The following is a 13,674-nucleotide window of genomic DNA, read 5'->3' as shown; positions in this document are numbered from 1 at the left end:
CTTTATCATTTTGACTTACTGATTAGAAGGTAAACGTAAGATGAATTTACTACCTTTTCCTAGTACACTCATCACTTCAATGGATCCACTATGTGCTTGAGCAATTCCAAGGCTAACAGATAAGCCAAGACCTGTTCCTTTTCCTACTTGTTTAGTAGTAAAGAAAGGATTAAAAATCTCTAATAAATGGTCTTCACAGATGCCATTACCATTATCCTGCACAGTAAGGTAAACCCATTTCTTTCCTTCTTCTTTTCGAGATTTTGTTTGGACGATAATTTTTTTTTGACGAACTTTAGTATTCTCAAATGAATCTTTTGCATTAAGTACGAGATTAATAACAATTTGGCCAATTTGTTGTAGGCTTCCATTTATTTTAGGAAGGTTCGCTTCTTGTTTTACTACGATATTAATATGCTGCATCTCAATTTGATAACCTATTAAACTGAGTATTTGATCAACGGCTTCATTCACAGAGCATTCCTGAAAAAGGTATTCATCTTGTCTGGAGAAAGTTAATAGGTTTTGTATAATATTTTTGCAGCGCTTACCACAATTATTTATATCATTATAAAGTTTATGGGACAGTTCATCGTGATTGGTATTTCGTAATAGTAGTTGTGAGTTACCTAAGATTGCGGTTAATGGATTGTTCAGTTCATGTGCAATTCCAGCAGCTAATTCACCAATTGCCGCCAATTTACCTGAATGAATAAGCTGGGCTTCAATTCGCCTTTTTTCAGATACATCTTTTAAGTACAAAATAACACCGTACATTTGCTTTTCTTCATTGAATATAGGATTTGAGAATGTTTCGAAAATCGTGTGATTAGCTAAGTTAATTTCCTGATACGCCGCTTCCTTTGTATTGCAACAATCTGTTAGTAATTGAAGGATATCATTATTATCACTAAATAGATGGCAAATATTTTTGTGTGAAAGATTATCTTCGCTTAACTGGAAGTATTGTTTAGCAGCATCATTTACTTTTAAAATATTGCCATTCAAGTCCACCACAAGAATCATATCAACTACTGCTCGGAAAGTGTCTTCCCATTGCTTCTTACTGTTGAGTACTTCATTATAGAGACGTGCATTTTCAAGGCACACACCAAAATGGTCAGAGAGCTGCTGTAGAAAGGCTATATCAGACTCTTCATTTGTGATTGTACCAATACTTCCGAAGCTTAAAATGCCAACTACTTTTCCTTTCCCAAAAAGCGGGAATAGTAAAATCGTTTTAATACCGTTCTTTTGAAGGATTTTTGTTTCTACATAGGATTCAATTTCGCCTTCTTGTTGAATGGTATAATACATCATTTGCTGTGAGTTAATGACTTTCCAATAGAGAGAATGCTCCTTATTTAATAAACTGCCTCTTTTTATATAGTCGAGTGATTTTGGATATACATTAGATAGAATTAATTCCTCACCTTTGCAAGTAGCTAAACTTATACGATCAAATGGGAAAATGGTAAGTAGTTTATCCATAATATTCTTCAACATTTCGTCCATCGACATTTCAACATTTAAGCTTTTCATGACATCATTAATAATCTCTAATTGCATATTTTTCTTTTTCATTTCTATAATGGTTTTCTTTAATTCTGTATAATAATTTCGTTTGGAGGATTGTACGCCGGTTAGTCGTTCAATGATTTGTTTCCTCTCATTCATGAAGTCTCACTCCTTATAATGCTTGTTTGAATAAGTGCTGTACATCGGTTACCGTAATATCTCGAGGGTTCGTAATCATACATGCATCATCTAGAGCGATTTGGCTCATTTCAGCAATCATTTCATCGTCTAACCCCATATCTGATAATCTTTGTGGAACGCCAATATCTAAAGATAATTGCTTTACAAAGTGGATTGCTTTTCTACCTGCTTCCACTTCCGTCATATTCCTTATATTTTCTCCGCATAATTCAGCAATTGTCATGAATTTCTTCGGTACAGCTAAAAAGTTAAATTCCATTACATGTGGTAAAAGAACGGAATTCACTTCTCCGTGAAGCAAAGGAAAACGACCGCCAATTGCATGCGACATCGCATGAACAGCGCCTAAAATGGCATTTGAAAAAGCCAATCCTGCTTGCAGGCTAGCCATTGCCATATGATGTTTTGCTTCTGTATTTAAACTAGATGCGACAGACGGTCTTAAATAATTTGCTACTAGAGATATTGCATTTTTTGCTTGAACGTCTGTGAGAGCAGTCGAGGCAATGCTTACATATGCTTCAATGGCATGAGTTAAGACATCTAAACCAGTAGAAGCGGTGAGTTGTGGGCTTTTTGTTGTTAAGGTTTGTGGGTCAATTATGGCAATGTCGGGTACGAGAGATTTGGATACAATCGTCATTTTTTTCTTTCTGGTTGAATCGACGATTACGGAGAATTGGGAAACTTCTGAGCCAGAACCAGCAGTAGTTGCAACCATAACGAGAGGAGGGAGAGGCTCGTCGATTTCATCAACACCCTCATAATCTTGAATGGTTCCGCCATTTGTAACGACAATAGCGATTGCCTTAGCTGTATCGATAGCGCTACCACCGCCTACTCCAATAATCGAGTCACATTCATGTTCCAGATAAATCTTCTGCCCTGCTTCCACTTCATAATCTTTTGGGTTCGTTGTAATGTCATAGTATATAGCAGAATGTAATCCTGCCTTTTGGCAGCTTTGAATCACAATTTCTAGCCATCCTACATCGCTTACCCCGAAATCGCTGACAATAAGAGGACGTTTTGCTCCAAGACGAAAACAACTTTCTCCTACAAGATGAATGGCATCATTCCCAAAAATCACTTCTGGCATTACAAACTTATTAATATTCATAGTGCAGCTCCTTATAGTTGTCATCTTCATTCTGTTTACAAAATTCGTTAAAAAAGGAAAAAATCCTCTAAATATTTCTTAGGAAATGTAGAAATAAGAAGTAACCAATTAAGATAGGTGAAAAAGTTACAGTTTTTTATTATCATTAAAGTGTAGTAAATAAAAAAATGAAAGCGAAGTGGAATTATGAGCCTCCGAATTTGTGAGGTGACTGCAGACAATTGGCAAACAATTGCTCTGTTATCAGTAGAAGGTAGTCAAGAAAGCTATATCGAACCAAATGCATTATCGATTGCACAATCAAGGTTTGAACCACAATGGAAGTCAGTAGGTTTATACGATGGAGATACGGCGGTTGGATATGCGATGTATGGGCTTGATATTTCAAATGGAGATGTTTGGCTAGATCGATTTATGATTGATAAGGATCACCAAGGGAAAGGCTATGCCAAAAAATTTCTCTCCATTTTAATCAAGCATCTTCAAGAAACATATCAAAGAGATACCGTATATTTAAGTATTTGTCCGGAGAATAAAGTAGCTCAGCAATTATATGAGCATTTCGGCTTTAGATTAAATGGTGAAATTGATAACACAGGTGTAATCAGTGGGCTAATTATGGTTTTGGATAGTGATGGGAGATGCTCTACTAACAACGACGCTATTCATTGATGAAAAAAATAATATATTACAAGAGGGTTATTCTACTTATTAGTAGGATAAGCCTCTTTTTTACGCCGGTCCATAATTCCTGTATTTAGATTTAATGTATATAAATGTAAGTATTCCTTTTTGAATGATATACAGATGTTATAATTAGATTTATAAAGGAGGATGGAAATTTTGAATGAGACTGAATTATTTATTGAGATGTTAGAAGACGAGGATGCAGATTCGATTTTGAAGTATTTTCAAGAGAGTTTAGTGGGGACGCGGAATACAAAAGCGACCTTAGAACAAAAAAAACAACATATTAAAAAAATATTTAAGTCTAAGACACCTAATATGATTAGGAGACGAAGAAAGGGTGGTGCTGATCCGTTTTATAACTTTCTTAACAATTATACATTCACTTTAGAAAAAGCGAACACATTTAATGAACAGCTTAAGTTACTTAGTGAATTAAAAGAAGATTTAACACCGTGTTCGAGATTTGCGAATTTGTTGTTAGAATATCCAAATGAAATAAGAGAGAAATTTCAGCATATAGAAGAGAATATAAAACTTGGAAAAGACCCATTGGATATAAGTGATGATTTCCAGACAGAAGAAGAGGTTAAAGCATTCTTTAGGAAATTTCGTGATTTTTCCGGTGAGGATGTGCCGAGGAAAATTGTAAAAGTTATTGAGAAGTATCAGCCTGAAGAGTATCAATCTAAACTTCAAAAATGTGAGAAAATCGTAGAATGCTATAATTTATTAGAATATTACAAAAACAATAAGAGGCTAGCAGATGAATACGGACTTTCTATTGTTAATGCAGCATACATTCGTACACATGAGCATGAAGATCAAGAAGTACTTATGCTATTTGCAATTGAGGCGATGTACGCTTTATTGCAGGAGAAGAAAGTTCATGCGCTAAAACAAATAGGTTTACAGTTTATTGAAATGAAACAGCAACTTAAAGAGGAAGAAAATAAGTGGAAAGAAAAACAGAAAGAAGTGACAGAATTAAAGGCAGAAGCCAAGAATTTTACTAAGACTTTAAGAGCGATCGAAAAAGATAAAGTAAAGATGGCGCTACAGTTGAAAGAAATGGAGCATCAACTAACAGAGCAGGCAGAAAACTTTCGTAACGTGAAGAAACATTCTGATGCAGCCATTCAGCGAATTACAAATGAGATAGAAGGAAAATTGAAAGATAAAGAACAAGAACTAGAATTTCAGAAGTTTATTCATAGTGAAAAAATGAGGCTATTTCAAGTGGAGGATTCATATGTGACAGATTGGGCACTTATTTGTGTAAGCGATTATGATCTGACAGTAGAGTTATTTCCTGAACTAACAATTGTTCAAGGTGAAGATAAGAAGGCATGCACAACGGTAATGAATGATCCCGCTATACATACCATTTACATAAATATGAAAGGGCTTTCAACAAAAAGCTTTAAGGAATTGAGGCAGAGTATTGAGCAACACAATAAAGTCTATAAGCCTTTGGATTTTAGTACTTACAAACAATTAGTTGAATGGATTGGTTACAAGAAAACAATAGAAAGGCAGGTTGTATTTCAATGATTAAATCATTTTCTCCTAAAGTAATTGATCAAATTAAAGAGAATTATATTGTTGGTGTGTTAGCAACGAAAGATGATCAACTTCCGAGATTAGGTGATGATGATCAACCTGTCACTTTCTCTTATCAAATGAATGAAGTTATCTTTTATGTTAAACCACTAAGTCAGCAGCCAAAAGAAATGATTCAAGCGCAAGAACAAATGAATATGTCACCTATTTATATTGGACTGGCAAGTAAGAGTATAAGTAATTTACCATTACACTTTAAAATGAGAAATGATTTCTCTACCAAAATTGATGAGAAAATTAACTATATTAGAGAAAAGTTACAGGGCAAATTATTATTATTTAAACCTCTATTAACTCAACAAAAAGAGAGATTACATTTAAACATCGATGATGTCATTGTGGAGGAAGAATGGTCTGAGGGTGTTTCCTATCATGCTGTTCCAAAGATATCTCTTTCCCCTATTGAATTAGAGCAGAAATTAGTAGCAGAAGAACCAATTGATTTTTGGCAATACAATCATACGATGCCAGCTCCTAAATATATGATGTGCGGTGATTACATATATGGTGCCATCGATGAACACCAATGGAAAATAGATGCTTCTACTAATCATTATGCTCGCATTCTTTCATCAGCTGATAAGGTTAGAAGAATAACATTGTCTGAAGAAGAAAAAATTAATTTCATCGCTTCAGAACGAGAACATGTTTTATTTATAGATGAAACATTTCTTTCTTCTCAAATAGAAGATCGGCTTCTATTTGAAGGAATGCCGTTAGGGCTTTTACGTGAAGAACCACAATTTGAGCAGCCTTTAAAGCAAGGAAAGGATATAGTGCTTGGAGAACAATTAGAAGAGGTGCAACAATATGAAACTAATTTTCTCCGTGAATTGGAATTCAATGCGAGACGACGTCATCTTGTATACAGTAGAGAAGATTTAATTAACTTTCATACTAGTGTTAAATCCAGTGCATTTACTATTTTGTCTGGACAAAGCGGTATTGGAAAAACAAAATTAGCTACATTATATGGAGAAACATTAGGTTTAAGTCAACGGAGTAAAACGATGTTAATAATGCCAATATCACCTTCATATACGGAACCGAGTGACGTACTAGGTTATTTAAATGTTGCAACGGGCTTGTATACGTCAGTGGAAACTGGATTAGTGGAGTTTTTGCTACATGCGGAGAAATATGATCAACAAGTGCATTTGTTGATTATGGATGAAATGAATTTGAGTCAAATAGAGCATTATTTTGCTCCATTTCTGTCTCTATTAGAGTTAGATGAAAAAGAAAGATTTCTACATTTATATAATAAAGAAGCTGTCTGTCATAATAACGAAATGTATAAGCCGAGCATTCAGCTAAAGAACAATTTAGTTATCGTTGGTACAATGAACGCTGATGAAACAACAAAAGATCTTTCGGATCGCTTATTAGATCGCTCCAATGTAGTGGTATTGGAGAAAAGGCCATTTAAAGAAATAAAGCAAGTATTAGAAAATGAAAATAAAGATGAATCATTTCGTGTAAGTTTAGGAAAAGCGTATGGAAGTATCTATATGAATTGGAAAAGTCAAAGAGACAATTGGGTAGCTTTTCAGGATGATGAGCTAGAGTTTTTTGATATTGTTAATGAAGCGATATCGAGAGTAGACCCTTTAAAGGGATTTTCTATTCGAAATATCATTCGAATGGGGGCGTATTTGAATAATCTTCCGAAAAGTATAGATCATCAATATGAATTGAAACGAGAAAAGGCAATTGATTTATTTGTTAAGCAGAGGGTTATTACAAAAATTAGAGGCCCCATTGAAATATATGAACCATTAATAGGAACAGTAGATATAGAAGGAATAGAGCCAGATGGAGAATTGTATGCAATCTTTAGTTGTTCAACAGCAGAGAAAATTAGTACATTCGAAAAAACGAAGAAAGAGCTAATTCGAAAGGCAAGGGAGTTAAATCTTAATGGATACGCTACCTAAGGTTCAATTTATTATCCAACATTCTGCCGAAGTAGTAACGAAGGAAGCTGTTATTAGTAAGTCGGAAGCAATAGATTCATGTATTGAAGTAAATGAATATGCTGTTGTGCAGGTAAAGTTAATAAGTCCTGCTGACGCTAATGCTATTCTTAAAATCGAAACGTATGACCAAAATAAAGTAATTGATATTAGAGAAAGTGATGGGGAAGTTACCATCATGGGGGGAGCGAAATCTGAATATATGCTCGTACCTGGGCAGTACTATTTTGAGGTATATGCCAATAGAAGCAAGTATGTAGCGTACTATAACGTGAAGTCGAAGGATTTTTCTAATGAAGCATTAGCGAATTTACGGTTACAAGTGGAGAAGATGGCGAAAGGTCTATCGTATGAATATACAAAGGAAAGTTTCGGCGTACCTAACTTATCTATTAATGTAAATCCAACAATCTTACAAATTATTTATTTTGTTTTGAAACAAAAGAAGTCTATTCAGCAGCAGTTAACATCTATTACAAAGGACCCAATCACAGACTTAGTAGGAGAATATAAGGTTACATCTTATTCAAGAAAACCGAATTATAGAAGCTTACGTTGGCAGGCTACTAAAGGTGGAAGAAATACAGATATGTCACAGCCAAGAGTACATTATGAGAAGCATGCACAATTATCAACGGCCAATATAGAAAACCAATGGATTCGTTATATTGTTAAGAATATGCTTCTATTTGTACGTGAACTGTCTTTGCGTTTTCAAGAAGAAGTGGATTCATTAACAAATGAATTGAATCAACAACGTGTTCAGTTAGCACAAATTCAATCTCAAAAAGCAATTAATCACCCATTTGGTTTTGAAAGAACGTTAGAACGGGTAAAACGAGAGGAACATCGAGTTTTAGAACATATACAAGTATTGAAAAGAAAGCATAAGCGACGCCAAAAACAACAACTATTACTAAAACAATATATTTATATGTTTACTAAGTTCGACAATACATCATGGGTTCAATCGATATCACCGTATAAGCCGAGGAAAGTATCGAGTCGATTATTAAGAGATGAGCGTTATTATCGTATGTATGCGCTTTATAAAGATTTAATAGATTTAGAATCAAAGGATAATATGTCGAAATTTTCAGGTGTTCAATTTCGAAAAACATGGCAGTTATTTGAGTATTTTAGTCTTGGTTTAGTGATTACCATTTTGCAAGAGAACGGCTATGTATGGGAAGAAGGATGGTTGTCTAGTAAAGGAATTTCATCTTACAGTGTGAATACATTACCGTCCAATACGACTCTCCGATTTGCTAAACCAAATAGTGATTACTACATTGAGGTTGTCTATGAAGGTGAAGTAGAAACTGCCATTATTGAAAGAGATTATAGTAGATATTTTAGTCATATTGGAAGAAGACCGGATATTCGCATAACAATTTATCATCTTGATGGCCGCTTATACAGTGAGAAAGCGGGAATAATTATTGAGTCGAAATGTCGTCGCCATTTGTATTTAATTAATGAAGGAATTGATCCGGACGTTAAGCGTCAACTGCGAGATTTTAAAAATCTGGAGTACTTCGATTCCTTTGCATATGAGCGAAATGAGCAACCTGTTAAAACACCTATTAAACAAGTAATTGTTATTTATCCAAAGCAAAAAGGAATGGACCCTGTTGTATATGATTATGTATATGGAGAAGGAATCGTTTATCTTCAGGTCGAACCAAATGATCCATATAGTGAGGCGCAGCCTTTTGGGTATGATGCATTAAAGTGTAGGTTAGATGCGTTTTTATCTCAAGTGATTAAGTAGATGTTTATTATTAAGTTACTAATTTAACTTTGTTGTTAAATTAGTGATAAAAACAAATGTGAAATATTTCACAAAAAGTTCGCAACTATAATGGTTTTAGGTGTAGAAAATATGATAAGCATATTTGTTTAACGTTAAATAGTTTAATGTTAAAATAAATTTGTAAAGTAAAGGGGGATATTTAAATGAAAAGACTAGAGGGAAAAGTAGCAATTATTACTGGAGCAGCTGGTGGTATTGGTAAAGGTATGGCAACAGCATACGTTAAAGAAGGCGCAAAAGTAGCGATTATTGATATAAATAAAGAACTTGGTGAGCAAACAATTAAAGAATTGCAAGCGTATTCACCAGAATCAATCTTTATTCAAGCAAACTTAATGGAACATGATAAATTAAAAGATATCGTAGCAGAAGTGGTTGCTAAATTCGGAAAATTAGATATTTTAATTAACAATGCACATGCATCTAAACAAGCATCGTTCGAAGAAACAACTCAAGACATGCTAGATTTATCGTTTAATACAGGATTCTATCCAACATTCTATTTCATGCAAGCAGCTTTACCCTATTTAAAAGAAACAAAAGGTAAAATCATTAACTTTGCATCAGGTGCAGGTATTAATGGTAATCCAAAACAGGCATCTTATGCTGCTGCAAAAGAAGCAATTCGTGGTATTACACGTGTAGCAGCAGGAGAGTTCGGTCAATATGGTATCAATGTAAATATCATTTCTCCTATTGCAAACTCACCTGGTATTCAACAATGGGCTCAACATGCACCAGATGATTACAATGCAATGTTAGAAAGAATTCCTATGAGAAGACTTGGGGAGTTAGAAAGTGATCTTGGACGAGTAGCAGTATTTTTAGGTAGCGAGGATTCTGACTACATTACAGGTCAAACAATTATGGTTGATGGTGGAGCGATTATGCTTCGTTAATAGATTTAGAAATATCCCATCACTATAGGAGGATATTTTGGAAAAAGATAATATATTTAAATTAATTCATACAGTTGAACAGTTTACAAATGAGGCGATTTTGACATGGTCAAAATCGTTTCAGCATAATATAGGGATTTCTCCTATTCTTGTTTTGTCTGAACTGCATCTAAAGGGGCCACAAAAGCAATCGGTTCTCGCTAATAATCTCGGCTATACTCCGGGAGCAATGACGAATATAGCTAACCGTTTAATTAAGTGTAATTATGCCGTTCGACAATATAACGAGAATGATCGTCGTCATGTATTATTGAAAATTACTGATGTAGGTGAATCGGTTTTAACGGAAGCGTATCAAAAAGGGAAACAACTTCGTATTAAATTGTTTGAAACCTTAACAGAAGAAGAAGTTCAGCAATTTTTATTAATTCATGAGAAATTATTAAAAAAATTCGACGAGTAAGGGAGTAATCTACAGGGGGAGTAAATATGGGACGTGTACAAGGGAAAATAGCATTAATAACAGGAGCTGCTTCAGGTATTGGATTAGCAACTGCACAGTTGCTCGCTAAGGAAGGGGCAAAAGTTGTCCTAGCTGATTATAATGTGGAAGGTGCAAAAGCAGAGGCTGAAAACATTAAGGCACTAGGTGGGGAAGCTGTTGGGGTATTTTTAGACGCTTCTAAGGAAGAGTCTATTAAAGAGGCGGTTGAGTTTACTGTTTCTGAATATGGAACTATTACAATTCTTTATAACAATGTTGGACTTACAAATCTGCATAAAGACCTTGATGTTGTGAATATTGATTTAGATGAATGGGATCGTCTTATGAATGTTAATGCTAAAAGCGTGTTACTTGGAAGTAGATTTGCTATTCCACACATGATTAAAGCTGGTGGCGGTTCAATTATTAACACGGCTTCAATGGCTGCATTTGCAGGGGATTCAGTACGCTCTGCTTATGGTGCTTCAAAAGCAGCAGTTGTCAACTTAACAAGATACATTGCAGCTCAATATGGTAAAGACAAAATTCGTTGTAATGCTGTAGCTCCTGGGTTAATTTTAACACCTGCTGCTAAGGGTAATATGCCGCCTGCACTATTAGCGATATTTGAAAAATATAATGCTCTTCCTTATCATGGTGAAGCAGAGGATATTGGTAATACTGTATTATTCCTTGCCTCTGATGAATCGAAATTTATCACTGGTCAAACAATTGAAGTTGAAGGTGGACATTACATGGCGAATCCAAGTATTGCTGATTTTCAAGCTTTAATGGCGCAAAGTAAATAAGTCCTCGTATAGATAAAGCCCTGCATCGAAAACACTTTCGATGCAGGGCTTTAATGTTTTCTTAAGAAAATATGTATATACTTTAACAAAGAAGTTGATTATTTAGGCGGTCATAATGGAACAGTTTGTTTTGGATTTATTTGCGAATTATAAAGATTTTGCGCTCTGTATAAGTATTTTTATAAGTGTTATTGTAAGTATAGCTGGAGTATTACCAAGTGTGTTTGTAACAGCAGCAAATATTACTTTTTTCGGTTTTGCTGAAGGTATATTTGTTTCTCTAGTGGGTGAAGCACTAGGAGCTATTATTAGTTTTTTTATTTATCGAAAGGGTATTCATAAAGTTAATATTCATAGCACTAATAAAGCGATTATTAGACTTAAGTCTGCTAAAGGTTTTGAAGGGTTTATGCTAATACTTGCTCTTCGTTTGTTTCCATTTGTACCTTCTGGGCTTGTAACATTAGCTGGTGCAGGAAGCAAAATAAGTCTTTTAAATTATTCAATTGCAAGTACGCTTGGTAAAGTACCTGCACTTTTCATTGAGGCGTACGCAGTGATGCATGTGTTGAAGTTGCAATGGCAAATACAAATAGGCTTAGCGGTAGTAGCGATTCTTGTAATAGTGGTCTTGTTTTTTAGAAAGAAAAAATAAAGATTAAAGAAATAATAGAGAGACGAATCCGTTTAAAAATAGAATTCGTCTCTTGTTTTTGTTAGATAGTATATGACTTATGCTACTTGATTTTTTTCTATTGTGAGTTGACTAAATTTATCTTGAACAAACCAGATAGCCAGCCCTGCAATGATGCATGGAATGGCGAACGCTATAAAGTTAATTTGTAAGGAAAGTTGAGCGTTTAATAGCATTCCACCTAAAGTTGGCCCGATAATACCACCTATTCTACCAATTCCTAAAGCCCAGCCAACCCCTGTTGAACGGATTTCTGTTGGGTAGTATTGAGAAACATAAGCATTCATAACAATTTGAGTGCCTGTTGTTGTACCTCCAGCTAAAGCGATTAATATATAAAGAAGAACCATATTTGGTTTAAAGCTTAAAGAAATCAGTGAGATAAATGCAATGATGAAAAAGACAACTAATACTTTTCTAGATCCTAGTTTATCTGCCAGTTGTCCACCACCAATTGCACCAATAACAGCTCCCACATTTAAGACGATAAGGAAAGCTAAGCTTGAACCCATTTCGTATCCTGCATTGCCCATAATTTTCGGAAGCCATGTACTTAAGCCGTACATAACTAATAGACACATGAAGTATGCAATCCAAAACATGAAAGTGCTCAAACCACGTTTGTTTAAGAATAGTTTTTTAATGGGTGATTTATTGTAATCTTCTGATTTTTTATCTTCCTCACCGAGTACGTATTCTTGGTTAGTGTCATATACCCTACTCTTATCAAGTTTATTTAAAACAGAAACCAATTTATTTTTTTGCCCTTTTAGTACATAAAAAGCTAGAGATTCAGGTAGTAATTTATAAAGAATAGGCATTAAGATTAATGGGATTAAGCCTAGCCACAGAACAGCTCTCCAACTATACTCTGTTGGTAAAAGGTACATAGCTCCTACGGCTGCCACTATACCTCCCATTGCATGTCCACTAAACATGACTGCTACAAGGGTACTACGTAATTTTTTAGGTGAGTATTCTGTAATGATCGCAATTAGATTCGGCATAACTCCACCAAGTCCAACACCTGCTAAGAATCGTTGAAATCCAAAAGAAAACATGCTGGATGCAAATCCAGAAGTAAAAGTTAATAGTGAAAAAATGATAGTACAAATTACGATAACTTTTTTACGACCGATCTTGTCAGCCGTTGGTCCAAAGATTAATGCTCCTAGCATCATACCAATTAAGGCATAGCTACTTAGCATTCCTCCTTGTAAAGCGGTAATATTCAAATCTTCCATTAGAGATGGAAGAATGGCTCCGAGTACAAACATATCATAGCCATCGCAGATGATAATAAAAATACAACATAGTAGGATTTGAAGATGAAAACGGTTAAATTTCAAATTCAAAATTACGTCGTTAATATTAGTCGGTTTCATTTTTCTTCCTCACTTTCTTTTGATGAAAATATATTTAAGATAGTTAACTTCATTGTGAGAGCTAGTATAGATCAATAGATTCCTAGTTTATTTTAGTGGCTATGCATGTAAGTACTAATTTCTCCTCCTTGTTTGAAAACGCTTAACTTCCAATGCAAGTAAGTTATATATTAGGTAACTGAGTTATCTAATAGTGATTATATACACTTCCGTTCACAATTTCAACACAACTTTTACAATTATTATTATTTTTAGAAATTTATTCATTGATATGAATTGTTTGGAAGAGTGTGATACACAAGTATTTTAAAGATTTTTCGAGGGTTCTAAAAAAGCACAAAATTTTTTTTGTATTACTTAAGAAAAAAATCGCTTTAATGCTTAGAAATATTACATGAAATAGAAAAAACTTGATTGATAGACTCACTCTTGTTTAGTTAACCAAAAAAATCTCCAAATACC

At 34.4% G+C, this 13,674-nt stretch carries 11 protein-coding genes; 8 read left to right on the top strand and 3 right to left on the bottom strand.

Annotated features, from left to right (window positions below; translation table 11 throughout):
• Positions 1-15: 15 nt before the first annotated feature.
• Entirely contained in the window at positions 16-1,677 is a 1,662-nt protein-coding gene (locus TX86_RS17090; RefSeq protein ID WP_042350787.1) for a sensor histidine kinase, read from the bottom strand.
• A gap of 13 nt (positions 1,678-1,690) precedes the next feature.
• A complete protein-coding gene (locus TX86_RS17085; RefSeq protein WP_042350786.1) occupies positions 1,691-2,839 on the bottom strand; it encodes an iron-containing alcohol dehydrogenase in 1,149 nt (382 codons plus the stop codon).
• Positions 2,840-3,025: 186 nt separating this feature from the next.
• Here TX86_RS17085 and TX86_RS17080 point away from each other — a divergent pair, with 186 nt between their 5' ends.
• From TX86_RS17080 to TX86_RS17045, 8 genes are all read left to right on the top strand, one after another.
• Positions 3,026-3,511 (top strand): GNAT family N-acetyltransferase, encoded by a 486-nt coding sequence (locus TX86_RS17080; RefSeq protein WP_042350784.1) that lies wholly within the window; start codon positions 3,026-3,028, stop codon positions 3,509-3,511.
• 171 nt (positions 3,512-3,682) lie between these two features.
• Positions 3,683-5,080, top strand: a complete 1,398-nt coding sequence (locus TX86_RS17075) for a hypothetical protein (RefSeq protein ID WP_042350782.1) — start codon at positions 3,683-3,685, stop codon at positions 5,078-5,080.
• Positions 5,077-7,086 (top strand): DUF8727 domain-containing protein, encoded by a 2,010-nt coding sequence (locus tag TX86_RS17070; RefSeq protein WP_042350781.1) that lies wholly within the window; start codon positions 5,077-5,079, stop codon positions 7,084-7,086. The genes TX86_RS17075 and TX86_RS17070 overlap by 4 nt, the downstream gene beginning before the upstream one ends.
• Complete coding sequence (locus TX86_RS17065; RefSeq protein WP_042350780.1) at positions 7,070-8,899, top strand: hypothetical protein; 1,830 nt, start codon at positions 7,070-7,072, stop codon at positions 8,897-8,899. Before TX86_RS17070 ends, TX86_RS17065 begins: the two co-directional genes overlap by 17 nt.
• Before the next feature lie 185 nt (positions 8,900-9,084).
• A complete protein-coding gene (locus TX86_RS17060; RefSeq protein ID WP_042350778.1) occupies positions 9,085-9,840 on the top strand; it encodes an SDR family NAD(P)-dependent oxidoreductase in 756 nt (251 codons plus the stop codon).
• Positions 9,841-9,877: 37 nt separating this feature from the next.
• Positions 9,878-10,303, top strand: a complete 426-nt coding sequence (locus TX86_RS17055; protein ID WP_042350776.1) for a MarR family winged helix-turn-helix transcriptional regulator — start codon at positions 9,878-9,880, stop codon at positions 10,301-10,303.
• 26 nt (positions 10,304-10,329) lie between these two features.
• Positions 10,330-11,133 (top strand): SDR family NAD(P)-dependent oxidoreductase, encoded by an 804-nt coding sequence (locus TX86_RS17050; protein WP_042350775.1) that lies wholly within the window; start codon positions 10,330-10,332, stop codon positions 11,131-11,133.
• A gap of 115 nt (positions 11,134-11,248) precedes the next feature.
• Positions 11,249-11,788, top strand: coding sequence for a TVP38/TMEM64 family protein (locus TX86_RS17045; protein WP_042350774.1), 540 nt, complete (start codon positions 11,249-11,251; stop codon positions 11,786-11,788).
• Positions 11,789-11,865: 77 nt separating this feature from the next.
• Here TX86_RS17045 and TX86_RS17040 read toward each other — a convergent pair whose 3' ends face one another.
• Positions 11,866-13,212 carry an MFS transporter gene (locus TX86_RS17040; protein WP_042350771.1) on the bottom strand — a complete coding sequence of 449 codons (1,347 nt, stop codon included), beginning with the start codon at positions 13,210-13,212 and terminating at the stop codon, positions 11,866-11,868.
• Positions 13,213-13,674: the final 462 nt, after the last annotated feature.

Origin of the sequence: Bacillus massiliigorillae, from assembly GCF_000380245.2 — a bacterium.
Taxonomy (GTDB): Bacteria; Bacillota; Bacilli; order Bacillales; family DSM-1321; genus Bacillus_AD; species Bacillus_AD massiliigorillae.
The sequence above is the reverse complement of the archived record's forward strand: the minus strand, read 5'-3'. Positions and strand labels throughout refer to the sequence as shown.

Coding starts and splice junctions, on each gene's coding strand:
- TX86_RS17090 (WP_042350787.1), bottom strand. CDS start 1,677: ATGAATGAGAGGAAACAAATCATTGAACGACTAACCGGCGTACAATCC.
- TX86_RS17085 (WP_042350786.1), bottom strand. CDS start 2,839: ATGAATATTAATAAGTTTGTAATGCCAGAAGTGATTTTTGGGAATGAT.
- TX86_RS17080 (WP_042350784.1), top strand. CDS start 3,026: ATGAGCCTCCGAATTTGTGAGGTGACTGCAGACAATTGGCAAACAATT.
- TX86_RS17070 (WP_042350781.1), top strand. CDS start 5,077: ATGATTAAATCATTTTCTCCTAAAGTAATTGATCAAATTAAAGAGAAT.
- TX86_RS17065 (WP_042350780.1), top strand. CDS start 7,070: ATGGATACGCTACCTAAGGTTCAATTTATTATCCAACATTCTGCCGAA.
- TX86_RS17060 (WP_042350778.1), top strand. CDS start 9,085: ATGAAAAGACTAGAGGGAAAAGTAGCAATTATTACTGGAGCAGCTGGT.
- TX86_RS17050 (WP_042350775.1), top strand. CDS start 10,330: ATGGGACGTGTACAAGGGAAAATAGCATTAATAACAGGAGCTGCTTCA.
- TX86_RS17045 (WP_042350774.1), top strand. CDS start 11,249: ATGGAACAGTTTGTTTTGGATTTATTTGCGAATTATAAAGATTTTGCG.
- TX86_RS17040 (WP_042350771.1), bottom strand. CDS start 13,212: ATGAAACCGACTAATATTAACGACGTAATTTTGAATTTGAAATTTAAC.